This window comes from Actinomycetes bacterium (assembly GCA_036510875.1).
GTDB lineage: Bacteria > Actinomycetota > Actinomycetes > Prado026 > Prado026 > DATCDE01.
Map to the genome: position 1 here is coordinate 1 of DATCDE010000323.1, position 20,359 is coordinate 20,359.

Consider the following 20,359-nt stretch of genomic DNA (forward strand, 5'->3'; position numbering starts at 1 on the left):
GAGCGAGCTCGCTGCCGCGTTTGTCGGCGGCGTAGTCGGTGAGGCCAGCGTCCGGGTCTGCCTCGGTGAGCGGAGCCGACTCGTCGGCGTGCTGCGGGATCGGCCAGCGGTAGCCCGAACGGCTCGACACGTAGACCCAGCGGGCAACGTGGTCGCCGAGCGCGCGCGCGGCGTCGCGGACGACGTAGGGCGCACCCGACCAGGTGTCGACGAGGAGGTCGAAGGAGTCGCCGGTGAGCATGTCGAAAGCCCCCGGCTCGGTGCGGTCGAGCATTAGCGGTCGTGCGCCCGGCACGGGGGCGCCCGTGCGACCTCGGTTGGCGACCGTGACGTCCCACCCCCGGGCGAGCGCGTCGTCGACGACGGCGTGGCCAACGAACTGGGTGCCACCGAGCACGAGGATCCTCATGCCAGCACCGTCGCACGTCGACGATCTGCGGCTGGGTGCGTACGCGGACAGCGGAGAGACGCACCCAGGCGACGACCTCGTGCCTCCTGGGATGCGGGTGGACGATTGGGTCTGATCCCAACGCGTCTGCACTTCGACGGGCAGCTCAAATCGCCCACCAACCTCTGGCCAGCGCATATTGCTGCCGGATGTCACGCCCGAGGACCCGCCCTGTCGCGGCACGTGTTCGCGGCTGGCTGTCGCAACCGTGGAATAGTCCTTGTCATGGGCGAGCAGTCGGAGCCGCACGACAGCGGACTCTGGAGGATCGCGGTCTGGTCTCTGCGATTGGGATACGTCGCTCTGGCCGTTGCCTTCGCGGGCCTCATCCTGGTGTGGGTGGGCTCCACGCCCTGGATCTTGACGGTCGGGGAGATCCTCTGGCTCGCAGCCGCCGGTGTCACTGTGGTGGCGTACCTCTGGTCCCGGCTCGAACTACCGGAGCCACGACCCGGGTACCGGTCGATGCTTACCAAGCTGATTAGTGACACCGTTCATGCTCGGTCGTCGGCCGTGGGGACGTAACGGCGATTCCCTCGACGAGGCGAGCGCGATCGGCACTTGGAGGGCTTGTTCGCACTCAACAGCGCCGATTAGTGGCTCTTGTGACTCATCCGACTCGCTTTCCGCACATCCCGAGCCCTATTTCTGCGCCCAGCCTTCAGTGTCCTCGACTGCTTGCAGGGACAGCGCCTCGAGTTCGGTGAGCAGGCGACGTAGCCGCCGGTTGTTGTCGAGCCAGGGCCGGAGGTGTTCCGCCTGTTCAGGGGTCAGCGTGCGGGTGATGGTCCTGTTGTCGACCTTGCGGGTCCACGTCGGATAGGGGCCATGTAGCTGCGGCGGCTGCGTCCGGCATCGGCAGGCGGGGTTGCCGCACCGGGTGAAACGGTCGGTGATGCTGCCGGGCAGGATCCAGCCGATCCGGGAGATCTCTTCGACGAGGGCTGCCCGCTGTCGGAGCACTCGTTCTCGTTGCCTTGGTGTCGCCATCAGCATCCATCCCTCGTTGGCTTGAAGTATATAGACTTCAAGCATGGAGGGACAAGGGTTCTCCCGATGACGGCGCCGACCGACGAGTTCGAGCTGCGATCGCAGACGCTGGGACCGTTGCCGGTGGTGAACCACTTCCTGGACCGCCTGGGAGTGGTGGAGCTCCTCGAGCGTCACCTCCCCCAGGACGACCGCCGGCTACGACTGGCGCCGGCGGTGGTGATCGGTGTGGTCATCCGCAACCTGGTCCTGCACCGCGAGCCGGTCTATGCGCTGGGGGAATGGGCGGCCCCGTTCGATCCGTCGCTCCTCGGGTTGGCGCCCGCAGACAGCGGTGTGCTCAACGACGACCGGGTCGGCCGGACCCTGCTGCGGCTCTTCGACGCCGATCGGGCCAGCCTGCTCACCGAGCTGGTCCTGCGGGCGGTCGATCGCTTCGGGATCGACTGTTCCCAGCTGCACAACGACTCGACGTCGGTCACCTTCTCCGGCGCCTACCGCAGTGCCACCGGGGTCAGCAGGGGCGGCAAGGCCACATCGGCGATCACCTTCGGCCACAACAAGGACCATCGATCCGACCTCAAGCAGCTGGTGTGGACCCTCACGGTCAGCGCCGACGGGGCGGTACCCATCGCCTACCGGGAGGAAGGCGGCAACGTCAACGACGACACCACCCACATCGCCACCTGGGACGGGTTGGTGGCGCTCCTCGGCCGATCCGACTTCCTCTACGTGGCCGACACCAAGCTCGCCAATCGCGAGTCGATGCGGCACATCGGCAGTCGGGGAGGACGGTCCGTGACGGTGCTTCCCCGCACCCGCAAAGAGGACGGATTCTTCCGGGAGTGGATCCACACCCACGTCCCCATCTGGACCGAGGCTCTTCGGCGACCCTCCCGACGACCCGGCGAGCCCGACAACGTGTGGCGAACCACACCGTCACCGATCCCCTCCGCGGAGGGACACCGGATCGTCTGGGTCCACTCCAGCCTCGAAGCCGTCCTCGACGCCGAGTCCCGTCAAACACGCATCCAACGAGCGGTCGCCGCCCTCGACGATCTCGCCGCTCGCGTGGCGGGACCGCGATCACGTTGGCACACCCGCGCCGCGGTCGAGAAGGCAGCCGCCACCGCACTCGCCAGCTCCCACGCCCACCGCTGGGTGACTCCCGTGGTCAGCGAGATCACCGAGAAGACCTTCAACCAGGAACACCGCGGCCGACCTGGAGAACAGACCCGCTACCGCAAGACCACCCGGAACCGGTTCACCCTCACCTGGAAGATCGACACCGACCTCGTCGCCCACGACGCGGCCAGTGACGGGTGCTTCCCACTCGTCACCAACGACACCTCACTCGCCGACACCGAGGTGCTCGCCGCCTACAAGTACCAGCCCAACCTCGAACGCCGCCATGCCCAGCTCAAGGGCACCCAGCTCGTGGCGCCGGTGTTCCTCAAAGATCCCGCCCGCATCGAGGCCTGCTGTGCTGCCACTTCATCGCCCTGCTCGTCCAAGCGCTCATCGAACGGCAGATCCGAACGGCCATGGCCACCAGCGACGCGCCGGCCATCCCTCTCTACCCAGAAGAACGCGACTGCGCAGCCCCCGGCGCTTCACGCGTGCTGGAGATCTTCAACGGACTCACTAGGCACCATCTGGTCCATGACGACCACCTCGTCCAAGTGTTCCAACCCAGCCTCGACCCGCTTCAGCGCCAAGTCCTCGATCTCCTCGGCGTCCCCCACTCCGACTACATCAGATGAAAGTCCCACCGACCCGACGAGAAAACCATCCCCAGAAGTGCGGAAAGCGAGCCGAAGGGCAACGCGTCGCGCTCTTCTACACCCGACTCCACGATCAGCTCCTACGACCGCTGCTCGCCGCCGACAGACCGCCCGCACCCGTCGAGCTCCGCCAAGCGCTGCGCACCATCGATCGGCACGTCCATAACTACATCCGCGACGCCCACCTTGAGAAGGCCGCCCAAAATCCAAGATCAACATCAGAGTTCAGAGAACCAAGCTTGGCTAGGTGGTGATGATGCCGCGGACGGCGCTGTGCTTGCTGTGTTCGGGTGACCCGTTCATCGGTTGGAGTGAGACGTCGACCGCGGTGTACTGGGCGAGGTTCAGGCCGGGTGGGACGAGGTAGGCGCCACGGCCGTCAGCGCCGAGTACCCCGAGGGATAGGAGGTGGCTGTTGGCGGGGTCCATGAGCCAGACCTCGTAGAACGTCCCGGGCTCGGTGGGGAGGTTCGCGACGGTGACGGTCACGGTGCGTTGGTCGGCGGACACGACGCGAAGGACGGCTGTGCCGCTGGCGGAAGGGGTGTCGAGTGGGTGGAGCGCTGCGACGGACACTTGGGCCTGCGTGGTGGGCTGCGGGGTTGGGGTGGTGGTCCGGGTGAGGGTCCAGGTGGCGCCGACCCCAACGATCAGACCGACGGCAGCGGCCGCGCCCAGGGACAGCACCCAACGGCTGCGGCGTGGCCGTTGGTGGCGGCTGGTGATGGGCACGACCGCAGCGACAGGCACGTCGGAGGGCGAGGGGGCGTCGTCGCGATGGATCTCCGCGACGATGCGGTCCCACACCGCGGCGGGTGGTGCGACTGGGTAGTCGCTGTCTTGGATTCCGCGACCGGTTGCGACGACTGCGCTGAGTTGGTCGACTTCGGCGCGGCATCGGGTGCAAGTGGACAGGTGGGCGGCGTTGTCGGCCGTTGCCTGGGTCTCGCCCAGGGCCAGCAGGGCGAGGGTTGTCTCGTCATAGTGCGACACTGTCCACCTCCAACCGCAGTCGCAACCGGTCCAGGGATCGTTTGATGTGGCTCTTCACGGTACCCAGCGGCAGGCACAACCGTTCGGCGATCTGGGCGTGGGTGAGGTCGTGGAAGAACGCCAACTCCATGATCTGCCCGGCTGGGTGACCGAGTTCTGCCAGTTCGGCCGCGAGCAGCACCCGATCGGTGACCCGATCAGTCGCAGCTGATACGACAGGGTCAGGGTCCGTGACGGCGGTCACCGCGTGCACGACCTTCCGCTCACGTGCTGTCGCTGCCCACCGGTCAGCGACGGTGTTGCGGGTGATACCGACGAGCCATCCCGCGAGCGTTCCGGCGGCAGGGTTGTACTTCTCGCGGCCGCGCCACGCGCCGACGAACACGATCTGGGTGACGTCCTCAGCGTCCTCTCGGTTCCCCAACGACCGCAGCGCGATCGTGAAGACCAGAGGCGACCAGCGGGCGTATGCCTCGGACAGGCACCCCTCGTCGCCGTCGCGGAAGCCGAGTGCGACGTCGGCGTCGGCGTCGGACAGCATGCGCTCATGGTGCCAGACCTGAGGGACCCCACTCGGTGAGCGCCCCGCTGCGACTGTGCTCCCTTGCTGGTGGCAGGTGGCAGCCGTCAGCGCGGTACTCACCGATTCCTCGCTCCTTTCCCGCCACCCGACGAAGTGGGGGTCCGACGCGACCGTCGGACCCCCCACCCAGCGGTGACTCCGTCGCTCAGTCGTCGTCGCCCGACGGCACGACGCAGGCGTCCCCGATGAACGCGGTGGCCGTGGAGTCACCCAGGAGCGCACCGGCAGCGGCCGGGGTCAGGGTCAGACCAGCGGCCACCCCCGCGCAGGAGGGCGTCACGCCCGGGCTGATGTCCTGCACCGGACCCAACTTGAACACGGCGATACGACCGATGCGGGTGCCGTTCACCGAAGTCTTCGCGGTGAGGAACCCGGCGTTGGTGTCCACGACGAAGCGGGTGATCTTCACGTCACCCGCGGACGCCTTGCTGAAGTCCAGGCCACCGCTGTGCCCGATGCGGCCGTCTTCGATGCTCGTGATCGGGAACGCGACCTGGTGCGTGCCACCCGGGGCGGTGAGCGTGCCGGGCGCGACCGGGGCAACGCCGAGACCCACGAGTGCACCCACGAGGGACTGATTGAGCACCACGGTCGTCAGACCCCGCGAGTCGTTCCGGTCCTGACCCTGCTGACCCCGTTGGATCTCGTGGGCAGACGCGGGGCTGGAGGTCGCAAGCACTGACAGCACCGCGGCCGCGGCCACGACACCCGCACCGATACGGAGGTTGATCTTCATCTCGAACTCCAAGACGTTGACGGTCGCCGGTCGCGACCACTACACCCCTCTTCCGTTGCTGACTCCGATTTGGATGCAGCCATAGGACGCAAGAAGCTGGTCTCGACTTGTTCGCCGCTCACCGCCTTGCAGCGGTCACCGAGTGGTCGCCTGTGGTGGCGGTCGCGGCCAGGGCGGCGCGAGAGTGGGCAGGGCCACCTCACCGCCCCCCATTCGCGGCCAAACTCGATGACGGCAGGTGCATCCAACGACCCACGTTCGGGAGAAGTAGGGGCAAGAGCCCGTACCCGAACTTGGAGGATTGATGTCCCGCACTCGTCGCCTGTTGGCGGCCGCGACTCTCGCGACCGCTGTGGTTCTGCCCGTGGCCGTGTTCACCGGGGGTGCCGCCCAAGCGTCCTCGAACGCCGAGGTGTCGGTGTTCCACGGCATCCCCGGTGTTCCGGTGGACGTGTTCGTCGACGGGAAGAAGACCCTCACCAATTTCCAGGCCGGGACCATCGCCGGTCCGCTGTCCCTACCCGCTGGGACCTACAAGATCGAGATCAAGACCTACCCGAGCGACGCCACGACCGTGTACAGCGGCAGCCAGGCCGTCGAGGGTGGCATGAACTACACCATCGCCGCCTACCTGAACACCTCCGGTAAGCCGGCGGTCAAGGCGTTCGTCAACGACACCAAGACCACGATGGCCGGTCAGGGTCGGGTCACCGTCCGCCACCTCGCCGACGCCCCGACCGTGGCGATCACCGCGGACGGTAAGACCCTCGTCGCCAGCCTGTCCAACGGCAACGAGGCTGTCGCCGACGTGCCTGCCGCGACCTACAAGGTCGGCATCGTCGCCGGTGGCACCACCGTCAAGACCGCCTCGGTCATGGTCAAGGACGGCGTGAACACGATCGTCTACGCCTACGGCACCTACCCCAGCACCTTCGCCCTCGCCGTCCAGAACATCTCGGGTCTGGCCTCGATGCCGAACTCGGTCCCCGCCGGTAACGCGGGTCTGGCCAACGACGGCACCTCGGTGCCGTTCTGGGTCCTGGGCCTGTCGGTCGCCGGTATCGCCGGTGCCGCGTTCGCCGGTCGCCGCCTGGTCACCGCCCGCAACGAGGGCTGAGCCGAAACGCTCGAGCACGATGAATAGGCGCTCGACGGCTGCCGCGGGACTCCTCGTGGGTCTCGCGGTGGCCGTCGGCGCGCCCGCCGCCTGGTACGTGACCACCGCATCCTCCGCCCAAGGAGTCGGCGCCCTACCCCTCGGACTGAGCCGAACACCCATCAACGCCTCCGGTGGTACCGGCAACACCGCCGCTGGCTCCGCGGGGGCCGCGTCGACGCCGTTGACCGCCACCTCGATCCCGGTCGTCACCTCGACCATTCCCCCCGCAACAGCGACACCGGTCCCCACGCACGTTCTCCTCCCGACCGCCGGGATCGACGCGAGCGTCGACGCCGTCGGGGTCACACCCACGGGGGCGGTCGCCATCCCCCACGACGCCCACCGACTCGGCTGGTACCAATACGGGCCCACACCCGGCGACCCCCAAGGATCCGCGGTCCTGGTCGGACACCGCGACTCCCGCACCCAAGGTGCCGGAGCCCTCTACGACCTCGGCAACGTGGGAGTCGGCGACCCCATCATCGTGGTGCGATCAGACGGCACCCGACTGCACTACCGCATCGTCGAACGCCGCCTCTACCTCAAGAAGACACTGCCCTTCACGCTCCTGTTCGCGCGCACAGGCCCACCTCGACTCACCATCCTGACCTGCGGCGGCCCCTACGATCGCGCCCACGGCGGCTACCAGGACAACCTCGTCGTCACCGCTATCCCCACCTGAGGGGATCGGAGATCGGAACTCGTGCCACGTCCTGCGGTCGATCACCCTCACCGGAGGCGGGCCAACGAAAGTCTGGGGCGGATCAGTCCCACCCGCAACTGCGTCAGTGCCGTACAAGTGATTCGACTCCCAGCACGGTGTCGCGATGCGACCGCCAAGACAGTCGTGAGCCCTGCCGGTTCTTGTGCTCCCTGTCGATGCCATCGCCGCCGCCGGCCAAGCCGGATCACTCGGCACGGTCAGGGCCTGACCAGCAAGCCGCCGAATCATGCCGTAAGCGGATTGTCCCCGCCAATCAGCGCCCCCGAAGCACCCCTCCAGTGACGTTACCCTGCAGCCCAGTCGGACACCCCGGTGACGAACATAGCCCTCCCTATGCGACGGGCCGCGACCGTCCGCTCATGTCGCGAGGCGGAAGCCCGTTGCGTGCCGATTACGTGCGGGTCGGCGATGTCCTTGGTCTTGGTGTGGGTGTCTGTTGAAGGCCGGGTCCGCAGGACACTTCTCATTGCCGTGCCTGGCGTTCGTGCAAACGGTTAACAGCTGGCGGTGCAGTCAATGTGGCGATCTCGCATGCCGAGGTCCCGTGGGTGACCACGCTGACGGTGTCCCGATGGACGAAGTACGGCAAGGACCGGCTGTATGTGAACGCCGACGGGGGCAGCGGGTGGGCTGGATGGACCTGGACAGCGGACAGACCACCCTGGAGCGACCTGACCAGGCGGGTGCCAGCGCTGGCCGACTACTACGGCCCCGACGAGGCCCCTGTGAGCCCCGCACAGCCAGCCGAGACACGAGCCCGTCCGTCGGAGCCCTCCGCCGCTGCCCTCGTCCTGTCCGGGGTCCAGCGGCAGCCAGCCGCCGAGCCTCGGCATGCACGACCCAGGGGCGCGACAGGCCGCTCGATAACCGGCTACTTGAGGTGCATGCTTTCCTAGGAGGCCGCACGGTGGGCGTGTCGGATCGGATGGCCGGCACCGCAGGGTCGTATCGCGCGATCGAGTGATGTCTTCACCTCGGGCGGCCGGGCACGATCGGATGCACGCAGTGAGGATCGGTCGGTTCGCCGCTGCTGAGCACAGGCCGACGCGGTCGCTTCGCGCCACCCCTTGGAGTTGAGGAGAGTCTCGATGAGCGAGCATCCGAACGCCGCGGTTATCCGATCCGTCTACGAGGCCATGGACTCCGGGGACGTGGCCACGTTCGCGGCGCTGATGGACGACGACATCACCTGGTATGAGTCCACGGCTGGGATGGAGGGCGTCTATCGCGGCCGGGACCAGGTGCTGGCCTTCTTGGGCCAGGTCTTCGGGCAGGCTGGCATGCAGATGAGCGTCTCCATTCACGACGTCTTGGCCAGCGATGACCACGCCGTGATCCTGCACGAGAGCACGATCACGGTTGGGGACCGCAGCCACACCGGCCAGTACGCCGACGTCTACCACCTGCGGGAGGGGAAGATCGCCGCGCACTGGCACCTGGCCGTCGACGCCAAGGCCGATGCGGCATTCGCCTCGGAGGTCTTCGCGGGCTGACACTCCCGCCACAGAAGCCCGGCCAGCGCAGGCCCGGCTCGTCGTCGCGGCCTGGGCGACCTGGCGGTGTCCTTGCCCGGTCCTGGAGGAGCTCCGCGAGGAGCTTCAGCCAAGCGGACGATGACGCTCGGGGACGGGCCGCACCGGTCCGTCGGTGGCCAGCGTCACGGCCTCCGCGTCACGCCACTACTCACCAGGTAGGAGAAAACGATGTTGGTCTTCCGGCACGCGGAGCAGCGGGTGGTCGCGGCCACACCGCAGACGGTCTTCGACCTGCTCGGCGACCCCTCGCGGCACGCCCACCTGGCCGGCAGCGGCGAGGTCAAGGCGGTGCGCCTGCGCGGCGACCGGCCGATCCGGGTCGGGTCCAGCTTCGAGGCGGACGAGGAGATCCGCATGGGGCGAAGCACGCAGAGGTTCACGGCCGTGTCGACGGTCACCGAGTACGACCCGCCACACGCGATCTCGTGGACGTCGATGCCACCGAGCCGTCCACGCCCACGCCGGATCCAGTGGTGGTACCACCTGGAGCCTGTCGGGGCCGGAACCCGGGTCACCGAGCGGGTAGAGGTCGACCTCGGGGCGGTGCTGAACCTCCTCATGCGACTGCCCTATGGCGCCGTGCGTGGATCGGCTGTGCGGGCTGGCATGGTCAAGACACTGGAGAACCTCGACAGGCTCGTCGCGCCCGTGGTCGATTGAGGTCTCTTCCCCCCGGCCGACGGCAGGACCCTTGCCGCGTCGCCATCCTTCGGGCCCCCGCGCCGTCACCGTTGAGAGCCAGGAGGCACGTCAGGCAACAGCCCTGGATGTGCCGATCTGACTCGCCTCGGCGAGTCGGAGTCCTGTTCCCTCGTTCCCGATCGGTGCTCGCGTGAGAAGACGAATGACTCCCGCGGCGCACCCTCGGCCGCGTAGCCTTCCGGCCGAGGGAGGTCGACATGGCAACGAAAGGCACCGTCGCCGTCAACATCGCAGCGCCACCCGAGAGCGTGTGGCCGTGGATCGCGGACATCACCAAGCACGCCGAGTGGTCTCCGAAGCCCTATCGAGTCGAACTCGTCTCCGGCGAACCCAACGCCGTCGGTAGTCACTACCGGTCGGTCGGCTGGGTGCCGCCCAACGACAACAACCACGAGAACGACGTCGAGATCACCCAGGTCGTCCCCATGACCCGTTTCGCACTCGACGCCACCGACAGCAACGGAACATTCGTCAACACCTTCGACCTCAAAGCTGTCGACGGCGGCACCGAGGTGACCTTCCTGATCGTCTTCCCACAGATGAAGGGGATGTCCGCGATCATGGTGCCGATCCTGTTCCCTCTTGTGGGCATGTCAGACATCAAGAAGCGGATGCAGCTTCTCAAGCAGAAGGTCGAATCGACCAAGTAGAACGCCCGCGATGTGCCTACCTGGTGCGCACCCATGACCCGCCGAACATGCAGTCGTAGGCAGCATCGGGCCCCTGACAGGACTTGCTCCGGTGGTCAACAGCAGCCCCGTCCCGTGCGCATCCCTTGCCAAGATGCAGGTCCGGTGACCCCTGGGATTTCGACCCAGAGGTCACGTCCACCCGCGTGCGCCAGCGTCCACGCCCGTCCAGTCGATCAAGCATCTCGGGCGAGGGGCGGCAGACCGCCTGTTGACCACAACGCAAGAGGCATGACCACCAAGATCGGTGATCATGCCTCTGACCTGCGTAAACGTGGTAGCGGGGGCAGGATTTGAACCTGCGACCTCTGGGTTATGAGCGATGGATTCTGGACACTTGAGGATACGAACGGACGGCGGTGGAATGGCATCCGCGCAGGTCGGTGACCACCCTCGTCGTTCGGCTTCCACTGACGTCCGGATCTGTCCACACCGACGCCGTTGACTATCCGTTGACCGGTCCTGCCGGGTCCGCGCGTCCAAGTGCCGCTGATCCCGCTCAGGGAGGCGAGCGCCGAAGCTCAGAGGTAGTTCTTCCGGGGGACCGTCGTCGCAGGTCACCGGCCCAGCCACGGCCGTGACCGTCGCCTCACGTCCACGGCGGTCCGGGCGAGTGCTGCCGACATTCTGCCGACACGCGCCCATTCTCGATGGCTGGTCTGGCGGCGGTAGGGCAGCTGAGTTGGCCGAAGTTCGCGAGTGGGAGATGCCGGCCCACGCGTGGTGAGCGGTCCAGCGTGACGGTGGCCGAACCGCAGATCCGGGCGACCGCCCGTGGGGAGTAGTACAGCATCAGATCCTCGGGGGGCGGTTCACCCATCAATCCGCTCCCACCCGCGCCGTGGCGCCCGTGCGGCGCCGACGGCGTCGCGGGTGCGGTAGACGATGTAGGGGCGAGCCAGGTAGCCGACGGGTGCGCTGAACACGTGCACCAGCCGGGTGAACGGCCACAGCCCAATGAGCAGGAGAGCCAGCAGGGCGTGCAGCTGGAAGCTGGCCGGCGCAGCGCTCATGGGGGCGGTGTCGGGGCGGAACCAGAAGACGCTGCGGAACCACACCGCGACGTCCTGGCGGTAGTCGTGGCCAGCACCGAGCAGGTTGACCGCGATCGTGTTGTAGGTGCCGACGACGATGACCGCGCCGAGGACGGCGTACATGGCCTTGTCCATGCGGGTGGTCGCCCGAAACACCGACAGGGTGGTGCGGCGGCGGTAGATCAACAGGGCCAGTCCGATGATGGTCATCAGGCCGGTGATCGTCCCGCCGGTGACGGACACGAGGTGGTAGCTGTGCTCGGAGATGCCGACCGTCTCGGTCCACGACGAGGGCACCACCAGGCCGACGAAATGGCCGATGAGCACGCCGAGGATGCCGAAGTGGAACAGCGGTCCTCCCCAGGCCAGCAGGCGGCCCTCGTACATCTGGGAGGAGCGGGTGGTCCACCCGAATTTGTCGTAGCGGTAGCGCCAGACCAGCCCCACCGCGAACGAGGTCAGGGCGATGTAGGGCACCACTCCCCACAGGAACGCGCTCACGTCCGCACCCCCAGCGAGTCCATGGGGAAGAACGGTTCCAGCCCCACCTGCTCCGCTGGTGGTCCGTCCTTCGCGAGCGTCTCCGCCGCCGCAAGGATCGCGGGAGTGGGCTGCGGCAGCGCGGCAACAAGCGCCGCGATGACGTCTGCGTACGGGGAGAGCGTCTCCGCCAGTGACTGTTGGAGCACCTCGATGCCGTGGCGGTGCTCCAGGATCAGGGCGAGGGCGAGGTCCTCGTGCCCGCAGGCGGCCAGCTCGAGCACCACCGGCAGGAAGTCGGGCAGCTCGCCAGCAGTCACCGTCAGGCCCCGACTCAGATAGGCGTCCTGGAAGTGCCACAGCGCCATACCTCGCCGCCGGGTGTCGCCGTTGAGGTAGTAGGTGAGGTAGAGGCAGTTGCGTCGTTTGAGATCGAACGTCGCGACGTAGGCGGTCTGCAGCTCGATCAGCGGTCGAGAGTCGAGGGAGTCGACGAACGCGGTGAGCCGTTCACCGCTGGGCCCTGGCAGGAGCCCGGCGGCCCGATGAAGCAGGGGTAGCTGCTCGAGGAGACCCTCGTCGGGGTAGCGAAGGAGCAGGGACGCCGCCGCGAACACCAGCGCACGTTCCGGCTCGGTCAGCTGTCGACGGTTCATCGTTCCTCCTCCGGTCCCAGGTCAGAGGGGCGCCTCGGCGGGAACAAGCCTGGTGGCGGGTCGCCGCCGGTCCACGTCAGCAGGTCGACCGCGGGGCTGGACTCCGGGAGGTCGCCGTAGCGATCGGCCTCAGCGCGTTGTTTGGTCAGCTGGAACGTCTCCACCGAGGCCGGGGTCGCTGCGATCTCGCCGAACGGGCCCATCCCGCCCATCCCGGGACCACCGCTGTAGTCGAGGCTGCATCCAGCGACCTCGTCCAGTGACCTGCCGGCTTCGACGTGGGCGGCCGGGATCACGTACCGGTCCTCGTACTTGGCGATCGCCAGAAGCCGGTAGAGGTCTTCGACGCCTTGGCCGGTCATGCCGACGGCCTCGGCGATGGACTCGTCGCGGTCCTCACCCAGGTTGATCCGGCGCATGTACGAGCGCATGGCGGCCAGGATCCGCAGGCTGTGCTGCACCGGTTCGGGGTCGCCGGCGCTGAAGACCTCGGCGAGGTACTCGACGGGGATCCGCAGCGCGTCGATGGCGGCGAAGAGGGTGTCCTTGTCCTCGCCGTCGAAGCCGGTGTCGCGCACGACGTCGACCACTGGGGACAGCGGAGGGACGTACCAGACCATGGGCATGGTGCGGTACTCCGGGTGCAGCGGCAGCGCGATGCGGTAGCGGTTGGTCAGCGCGTACACCGGCGACTTCTGCGCGGCCTCGATCCAGTCCTCGGCGATCCCCGCAGCCCGGGCGGCCGCGACGACCGCTGGGTCGTCGGGGTCGAGGATCACCGAACGCTGGGCCTCGAGCAGCTCGTGCTCGTCGGCCACCGAGGCGGCCTCGAGCACTCGGTCGGCGTCGTAGAGGAACAGGCCGATGTAGCGCAGCCGCCCGACGCAGGTCTCGGCGCACACGGTCGGCTGTCCGGCCTCAACCCTCGGGTAGCAGAAGGTGCACTTCTCGGCCTTGCCGGTGCGGTGGTTGAAGTAGACCTTCTTGTAGGGGCAGCCGGTCACGCACATCCGCCAGCCGCGGCAGCCGTCCTGGTCGACCAGGACGATGCCGTCCTCCGCCCGCTTGTACATCGCCCCGGACGGGCAGCTGGCCACGCACGAGGGGTTGAGGCAGTGCTCGCAGATGCGGGGCAGGTGGAACATGAAGGTCTGCTCGAACTCCAGCTTGACCTTGTCACCGAGCTTCTTCAGCACCGGGTCCTCGGAGGCGAGCTCGGGAGCCCCGCCGAGGTCGTCGTCCCAGTTCGCCGACCAGCGGATCTGCATCGGCTTGCCGGTGATCAGCGACTTCGGCCGGGCCACCGGGACGTCGGCCTGGGCGGGCGCGTTGAGCAGGGTGTCGTACTCATAGGTCCACGGCTCGTAGTAGTCCTTCAGACCGGGCAGCTTGGGATTGCTGAAGATCCGCAGCAGTCGCTTCCCGCGACCGCCTGCCCGCAGCCGCAGCCGGCCCCGCCTGGTGCGGACCCACCCGCCTTCCCACCTGGCCTGGTCCTCGTGGGTGCGCGGGTAGCCCTGGCCGGGCCGGGTCTCGACGTTGTTGAACCACACGTACTCGACGCCGGTGCGGTTGGTCCAGGCCTGCTTGCAGGTGACCGAGCAGGTGTGGCAGCCGATGCACTTGTCGAGGTTCATGACCATGCCCAGCTGGGCCATGACGCGCATCAGTACTCGACCTCCTGCGACCGGCGGCGGATGACGGTGACCTCGTCGCGCTGGTTGCCGGTGGGTCCGTAGTAGTTGAACCCGTAGGACAGCTGCGCGTAGCCGCCGATGAGGTGGCTGGGCTTGATCAGCAGCCGGGTCAGCGCGTTGTGGATGCCGCCGCGGCGGCCGTTGATCTCTGACTTCGGCACGTCGATGGTCCGGTCCTTCGCGTGGTACATGAACACCGTGCCCTCGGGCATCCGGTGGGTCACGACCGCGCGGGCGACGACGACGCCGTTGCGGTTGAACGCCTCGATCCAGTCGTTGTCGCGGACCCCGATCTTTGCGGCGTCCTCCTGGCTCATCCACAGGTCCGGGCCGCCGCGGGACAGGCTGAGCATGAACAGGTTGTCCTGGTACTCGGAGTGGATCGACCACTTGGAGTGCGGCGTGAGGTAGCGGACCGTCACCTCCAGTCGGCCCTCGTCGGTCCCCTGCGGACCGAAGATGCGGTGCATGTTCAGGGGCGGGCGGTAGGTGGGCAGCTGCTCGCCCAGCTCGGCCATCCAGTCGTGGTCGAGGAAGAAGCTCTGCCGCCCGGTGAGGGTGTGCCAGGGCTTGAGCCGCTCCACGTTGATGGTGAACGGTGAGTAGCGGCGTCCGCCGTGCTCGCTACCGGACCACTCGTGGGAGGTGATGACCGGCTGCGGCCGGGACTGGGTGTCGGCGAAGGTGATCTGGCGGCCCTCGTGGTCGCTGGCCAGGTCAGCCAGCTGACGGCCGGTGCGTTGCTCCAGAACCGTGAAACCGGCCGTAGCGATGTGGCCGTTCGTGGTCCCGGACAGCGCGAGGATGGTCTCGCAGGCCTGGTGCGCGTGGGCCAGCGACGGTCGGCCGTCGGCCAGGCCGCCACGCACCGTGCCACAGACTCGCTTCAGGTACTCGACCTCGCGCTCGGGGCGCAGGGTCACGCCCTTCACGGTCGTGCCCAAGGTGTCGATCTTCGGGCCGAGCGCGACCATCTGCTCAGCGACGGCCCCGAAGTCCCGCTCGACGACGACCAGGTTCGGCATCGTGCGCCCGGGCACGGCGTCGCACTCGCCGCGCTTCCAGTCCAGCACCCGACCGCCGGGTTGGGCCGTCTCCCCGGGGGTGTCGTGCTGCAGCGGCGTCGCCACCAGGTCCTTGCGGACTCCGAGGTGCTCGGCCGCCAGCGGGCTGAACGCCTTGGCCATGGCGATGAAGGTGTCGTAGTCGCTGCGCGTCTCCCAGGGCGGGTTGATCGCCGCACTGAAGGCGTGCACGAAGGGGTGCATATCGGTGGTGGAGAGGTCCTCCTTCTCATACCAGGTGGCGGCCGGGAGGAGCACGTCGGAGAACAGCCCGGTCGAGGTCATCCGGAAGTCCAGCGACACCAGCAGGTCGAGCTTGCCCTCGGGCGCCTCGTCGTGCCAGACCACCTCCGCCGGGCGCATGCCCTCGGGCGTCGGGTCGGCTCGGACCGCACCGTCGGTGCCCAGCAGGTGCCGCAGGAAGTACTCGTTGCCCTTGCCGGACGAGCCGAGCAGGTTGGCCCTCCACACGGTGAGGACTCGCGGGAAGTTCGCGGGCGCGTCGGGGTCCTCGCAGGCGAACCGCAGCTGGCCGCTCTTGAGCTGTTCCACTGCGTAGGCCGGCGGCTCCTCGCCGGCCGCCTCGGCCTCGTCGACGAGGTCGAGCGGGTTGCGGTCGAAGGTGGGGTAGGACGGCAGCCAGCCCATCCGGGCCGACTGGGCGAGGGTGTCCGCGAGCGCCTGGCCCTTGAACAGGCCCTTGCCCAGCGGGGTGGCGAGCTCGTCGGCGCCGAACCCGTCGTAGCGCCACTGGTCGGTGGCCAGGTACCAGAACGCGGTGCCGGCCATCTGGCGAGGCGGCCGGACCCAGTCCAGGGCGAACGCCAGCTGCGCCCAGCCGGTGAACGGTCGCACCTTCTCCTGCCCGACGTAGTGCGCCCAGCCACCGCCGTTGACCCCCTGGCAGCCGGTCAGGGTGGTCAGCGCGAGCATCGCGCGGTAGATCTGGTCGGAGTGGAACCAGTGGTTCGTGCCCGCCCCCATCGCGATCATCGACCGGCCGCCGGAGCGCTCGGCGTTGTCGGCGAACTCGCGGGCGATCCGGGCGACGGTCACCGCCGGGACCGAGGTGATCTCCTCCTGCCACGCCGGGGTGTAGGGCTCCGGATCGTCGTACCCCTGCGGCCACTCGCCGGGCAGCCCGGCCCGGCCCACGCCGTACTGCGCGAGCAGAAGGTCGAAGACCGTGGTGACCAGCCGGCCAGCGATGGTGCGCACCGGCACGCCACGACGTAGGGACGAGCCGCCCTCACCGTCGCCGACGTCGAAACGGGGGAGGTCCACAGCGACGGCGTCGGTGCCGTCGGAGCCCTCGACGTACAACGACAGCATCGGATCGACACCCTCGAGGTCGAGATTCCACCGGCCCATGCCCGACACGGTGTGCCGATCGCCGAGCGTGCCGTTCGGGACGACCGGTTCCCCGGTCGCGGAATCCAGGAGTACCGTCCGCCAGGCGTCGCCCTCGCCGTCGCGGCCGAGGTCCGCCGCGGTGAGGAAGCGGTCGGGCAGGTAGCTGCCTGGGGCCTCCGGACGCTCCCGCAGGGAAATGAGGAAGGGCAGGTCAGTGTAGGTCTTGACGTAGGACTGGAACCGGTCGACCTGCCGGTCGACGAAGAACTCCTTGAGCACCACGTGACCCATGGCCATAGCCAGCGCGCCGTCGGTGCCCGGGTGCGCCGCCAGCCACTCGTCGGCGAACTTGGTGTTGTCGGCGTAGTCCGGACTGACCACCACGACTTTCTGCCCCCGGTAGCGGGCCTCGGTCATGAAGTGCGCGTCCGGCGTTCGGGTCACCGGGATGTTGGAGCCCCACATGATCAGGTAGGAGGCGTTCCACCAGTCCGCCGACTCGGGTACGTCGGTCTGGTCGCCGAAGACCTGGGGCGAGGCGATCGGCAGGTCGGCGTACCAGTCGTAGAAGGAGATCATGCTGCCGCCGAGCAGGCTGGTGTATCGCGCACCGGCCGCGTGCGAGGCCATCGACATGGCTGGGATCGGGGAGAACCCGGCGATGCGGTCCGGGCCCCAAGCCTTGATGGTGTGCACCTGGGCCGCCGCGACGATCTCCAGCGCCTCCTCCCACCGCACCCGCACCAGGCCGCCCTTGCCGCGTGCCTTCATGTACGTCCGGCGCCGCTGCGGGTCACCAACGACGTCCGCCCACGCCGCGACGGGGTCGCCGAGCCGGGCCTTGGCCTCGCGGTACATCTCGACCAGGACGCCGCGGACGTACGGGTAGCGGACCCGGGTGGGTGAGTAGGTGTACCAGGAGAACGCCGCCCCCCGCGGGCAGCCACGCGGCTCGTACTCCGGCGAGTCCGGGCCGACCGACGGGTAGTCGGTCTCCTGGGTCTCCCAGGTGATGATCCCGTCCTTGACGTAGACCTTCCACGAGCAGGAGCCGGTGCAGTTGACCCCGTGCGTCGACCGCACGATCTTGTCGTGGCTCCAGCGGTCGCGGTAGAAGACGTCAGCCTCGCGGCCCCCAGATCGTGTGATCGTGCGCAGGTCTGGAGAGACCGCATTCTTCTGCAGTAGCCGACGCCCCCGGAGCAGGGCCTCGACCAGCGCGCCGTCGGTGCCCACCTTCGGGCCGGGGTGGGTGCGAGGCTCGGTCACTGCGCTCTCCTGCCTGCTCGGGTCCGGGGTGGCTCCGCGGCGGCACGGGCGGACGACGCATGCTCGATGGTCCGATCCTGTCCCGTCGCAGCGAGGTGCACTAGGCACAGCAATGGCTCTACCGAGACCAGCGGCTCCAAGTCCACCTCAACCCCTGCGGCTCCCAGGCGGGGCAGCGAGGCACGCAGCATGCCCAGGTGGACTCCACAGACCACCGTGCGGTTGTCCCTGGCGATCTCCTCGAAGGGGCAACGGTGCAGCCGGATCTGGGCATGCTCGACGTCGAGCTCCGGCTCGAACCCAAGGTCCGCCAGCAAGCTGCCCAGCTCGTCGGCAACAGTCGCAGGGTCGTCCGGCTGCTGCGGTGTCCGACGTTCGATCGCCTGTGCCCACCGCTCTCCGGCGGCGATGGCGGCCCGCGCCGGATCGGAGGTGGCGGCCATGCCATCGGCCAGCACACCGGCCAGCATCCGGTAGTCGTCCGCGCCCATCGGACTCGCGGCAGCCACGGGGGTGGCCTGGTAGAGCACCTTGGGACGCCCGGGCAGCGAACGCCGTTCGGTGACTCGCTCGGCCAGTCCCACTGAGACCAGCAGGTCGAGGTGGAAGCGGGCCGTGTTGGTGTGCAGCCCGGCGGCCTCGGCCGCTTGGCCGACCGTGACCGAGTGGCCCACCGCTTGCAGCATCTCGAGCAGCTGGACGCGACTCTCCGAGCCGAGAACGCGGTGCCTCTCCCGCTCCGGGTCCTTCGTCATGACGACATAGTACCTATGGTTATGGTAGAAACAATGTCTGTCGTATTAACGGTCCCTAGGGAGAGGCGCGGTCATGACGACGGTGCGGGGCGCGGCGGGAGACCCGGAGCTGCGCAGCAAGGTCAGGGGGAGCCGTCACCAGGCCGGGATCCTGGCGACCCTCGGGTTCTTCGGCGGGTTCGCCGGGGTCGCCGTGTTCGGGCCCCTGGTGCCCAAGTTCAAGGATCTGCTCGACCTCAGCCCGTTCGCCGCAGGGATGCTGGCCGCGATCCCGGCCCTGACCGGCTCGCTGCTGCGGATCCCCTTCGGTGCTGCGGTGGAGCGGATGGGCGGCAAGCGACCGTTCCTGGCCTTGCTGCTGATCACCAATGTGGGGATGGTGGGGCTGCTCGTCCTGCTCGCGACCTCCTATCCCGACTCGATGGCGGGTACCTACCCGTTGCTGCTGCTGCTCGGCGCCCTCATCGGCTGCGGCATCGCCACGTTCTCCGTCGGCATCGGCCAGGTGTCGTACTGGTTCCCGAAGAAGGACCAGGGCGGCGCACTCGGTGCCTACGCCGGGCTGGGGAACACCAGCCCCGGTCTGTCAACGCTCATGCTGCCGATCGCGGTCGGGGCGATGGGAATCGTCAGCGCCTACAGCGTGTGGTTCGGCATCCTGCTGGCCATCACGATCATCTACGGCCTGTTCATCAAGGACGCGCCGTGGTTCCAGCTGCACCGCCAGGGCCACACGCTCACCGCTGACGAACTGGCCGCTGCCGACCTTGGTGGCGGCGAACTGGTACCCACCGGACAGGCCGTGGCCGGGCTGAAGCACGCGGCCAGTATCCCGGCGACCTGGATCCTGGTCTTCTTCTACTTCCTCTCCTTCGGCGGCTTCCTTGCGTTCACCTCATGGCTGCCCACGTACTGGACGTCGATGTACGACACCACTCTGCGCCAGGCGGGAGTCCTCACGGCCATCTTCTCCCTGATTTCCGCGCTCATCCGGGTGCCGGGCGGCCTGCTTTCCGACCGGATCTCCATCAGGTACGCCCTACCCGGCAACTTCCTCTTGATGCTGGCCGGCACCGTCGTCTTGTCGTTCTCCGGGGTGTTCTCGGTCTCGCTTCTCGCGACCATCGCCGTGGGGGCCGGGATGGGACTCCAGAATGCAATCGTCTTCAAGCTCCTCCCCCGCTACGTACCAGACGCGGTAGGCGGCGCCTCCGGCTGGATCGGCGGACTGGGCGCCCTCGGCGGGTTCGTCATCCCGCCGGTCATGGGCGTGGCCACCGGGCTGGTCGGGGGATCGGTGGGATATGCCCGTGGGTTCCTGCCCTTCGCCGCCTTGGTCCTCTTGGCCCTGCCTGTGGTTGGTGTCCTCAACCGGTGGAGCTCACAACACGGCCACGCATTGGCTTAGACACGAGGCGCCTCAGGAGCAGGCTCTCGAAGCCGTCCGGTCACGGAGGCGTCTTGCCGCGTTGGGTCGACCGCTCAGACCGTCCAAGGCTCACGGACTCGTTCCAGGTGACTCCTCCCCAACCGGTTCCTTCAGCGCCGGAAACGCGCTGCGGAATCGACCCAGAGGTCGCAGGTTCAAATCCTGCCCCCGCTACCACGTTTACGCAGGTCAGGGCCATGATCGATGATCACGGCCCTGTTCCTTGTCGGCAAAATGTCGGCGAGCCTGCCGACACGGGACGCCGCCGATGTCGGGTTG

At 68.1% G+C, this 20,359-nt stretch carries 17 protein-coding genes; 7 read left to right on the top strand and 10 right to left on the bottom strand.

The features are described 5' to 3' along the window. Window positions 1–409: reductase (locus VIM19_18530; protein ID HEY5186844.1), on the bottom strand; the 409-nt coding region annotated here is incomplete at its 3' end. A 681-nt stretch (window positions 410–1,090) separates the two neighbouring features. Beyond that, a complete protein-coding gene (locus tag VIM19_18535; GenBank protein ID HEY5186845.1) occupies window positions 1,091–1,444 on the bottom strand; it encodes a DUF6788 family protein in 354 nt (117 codons plus the stop codon). A 60-nt stretch (window positions 1,445–1,504) separates the two neighbouring features. Between VIM19_18535 and VIM19_18540 the strand changes: the two genes are divergently transcribed. Then, window positions 1,505–3,388: an IS1634 family transposase gene (locus VIM19_18540; protein HEY5186846.1), complete on the top strand. Its 1,884-nt coding sequence runs from the start codon at window positions 1,505–1,507 to the stop codon at window positions 3,386–3,388. A 77-nt stretch (window positions 3,389–3,465) separates the two neighbouring features. On the opposite strand, the gene VIM19_18545 is transcribed toward VIM19_18540, so the two are convergent. The 3 genes from VIM19_18545 to VIM19_18555 all read right to left on the bottom strand — a co-directional run bounded on the left by VIM19_18545 (window position 3,466) and on the right by VIM19_18555 (window position 5,534). Next, window positions 3,466–4,215, bottom strand: a complete 750-nt coding sequence (locus VIM19_18545) for an anti-sigma factor (protein HEY5186847.1) — start codon at window positions 4,213–4,215, stop codon at window positions 3,466–3,468. Beyond that, complete coding sequence (locus VIM19_18550) at window positions 4,202–4,756, bottom strand: sigma-70 family RNA polymerase sigma factor (GenBank protein ID HEY5186848.1); 555 nt, start codon at window positions 4,754–4,756, stop codon at window positions 4,202–4,204. Before VIM19_18550 ends, VIM19_18545 begins: the two co-directional genes overlap by 14 nt. Before the next feature lie 187 nt (window positions 4,757–4,943). After that, entirely contained in the window at window positions 4,944–5,534 is a 591-nt protein-coding gene (locus VIM19_18555) for a hypothetical protein (GenBank protein HEY5186849.1), read from the bottom strand. Window positions 5,535–5,898: 364 nt separating this feature from the next. Here VIM19_18555 and VIM19_18560 point away from each other — a divergent pair, with 364 nt between their 5' ends. From VIM19_18560 to VIM19_18580, 5 genes are all read left to right on the top strand, one after another. Continuing rightward, window positions 5,899–6,651 (top strand): DUF4397 domain-containing protein, encoded by a 753-nt coding sequence (locus tag VIM19_18560; GenBank protein ID HEY5186850.1) that lies wholly within the window; start codon window positions 5,899–5,901, stop codon window positions 6,649–6,651. Between the two features lie 19 nt (window positions 6,652–6,670). Next, window positions 6,671–7,375 carry a class F sortase gene (locus VIM19_18565; GenBank protein HEY5186851.1) on the top strand — a complete coding sequence of 235 codons (705 nt, stop codon included), beginning with the start codon at window positions 6,671–6,673 and terminating at the stop codon, window positions 7,373–7,375. 1,130 nt (window positions 7,376–8,505) lie between these two features. Then, the gene (locus VIM19_18570; GenBank protein HEY5186852.1) at window positions 8,506–8,910 is read left to right on the top strand and encodes a nuclear transport factor 2 family protein; all 405 of its coding nucleotides are present in this window, start codon (window positions 8,506–8,508) and stop codon (window positions 8,908–8,910) included. Between the two features lie 210 nt (window positions 8,911–9,120). Next, complete coding sequence (locus VIM19_18575; GenBank protein ID HEY5186853.1) at window positions 9,121–9,612, top strand: SRPBCC family protein; 492 nt, start codon at window positions 9,121–9,123, stop codon at window positions 9,610–9,612. Between the two features lie 239 nt (window positions 9,613–9,851). Further along, window positions 9,852–10,304, top strand: a complete 453-nt coding sequence (locus VIM19_18580) for an SRPBCC family protein (GenBank protein HEY5186854.1) — start codon at window positions 9,852–9,854, stop codon at window positions 10,302–10,304. 851 nt (window positions 10,305–11,155) lie between these two features. Here VIM19_18580 and narI read toward each other — a convergent pair. Genes narI through VIM19_18605 form a run of 5 tightly spaced genes read right to left on the bottom strand, consistent with a single transcriptional unit; the run spans window position 11,156 to window position 18,651 of the window. Beyond that, the gene (gene narI, locus VIM19_18585) at window positions 11,156–11,878 is read right to left on the bottom strand and encodes a respiratory nitrate reductase subunit gamma (protein ID HEY5186855.1); all 723 of its coding nucleotides are present in this window, start codon (window positions 11,876–11,878) and stop codon (window positions 11,156–11,158) included. Further along, window positions 11,875–12,513, bottom strand: a complete 639-nt coding sequence (gene narJ, locus VIM19_18590; GenBank protein ID HEY5186856.1) for a nitrate reductase molybdenum cofactor assembly chaperone — start codon at window positions 12,511–12,513, stop codon at window positions 11,875–11,877. The genes narI and narJ overlap by 4 nt, the downstream gene beginning before the upstream one ends. Next, complete coding sequence (narH, locus tag VIM19_18595) at window positions 12,510–14,180, bottom strand: nitrate reductase subunit beta (protein HEY5186857.1); 1,671 nt, start codon at window positions 14,178–14,180, stop codon at window positions 12,510–12,512. The genes narJ and narH overlap by 4 nt, the downstream gene beginning before the upstream one ends. Then, entirely contained in the window at window positions 14,180–17,863 is a 3,684-nt protein-coding gene (locus VIM19_18600) for a nitrate reductase subunit alpha (protein ID HEY5186858.1), read from the bottom strand. Before VIM19_18600 ends, narH begins: the two co-directional genes overlap by 1 nt. A gap of 29 nt (window positions 17,864–17,892) precedes the next feature. Beyond that, window positions 17,893–18,651 carry a helix-turn-helix domain-containing protein gene (locus VIM19_18605; protein HEY5186859.1) on the bottom strand — a complete coding sequence of 253 codons (759 nt, stop codon included), beginning with the start codon at window positions 18,649–18,651 and terminating at the stop codon, window positions 17,893–17,895. Between the two features lie 73 nt (window positions 18,652–18,724). Between VIM19_18605 and VIM19_18610 the strand changes: the two genes are divergently transcribed. Further along, complete coding sequence (locus VIM19_18610; protein ID HEY5186860.1) at window positions 18,725–20,059, top strand: MFS transporter; 1,335 nt, start codon at window positions 18,725–18,727, stop codon at window positions 20,057–20,059. Window positions 20,060–20,359 lie beyond the last annotated feature (300 nt).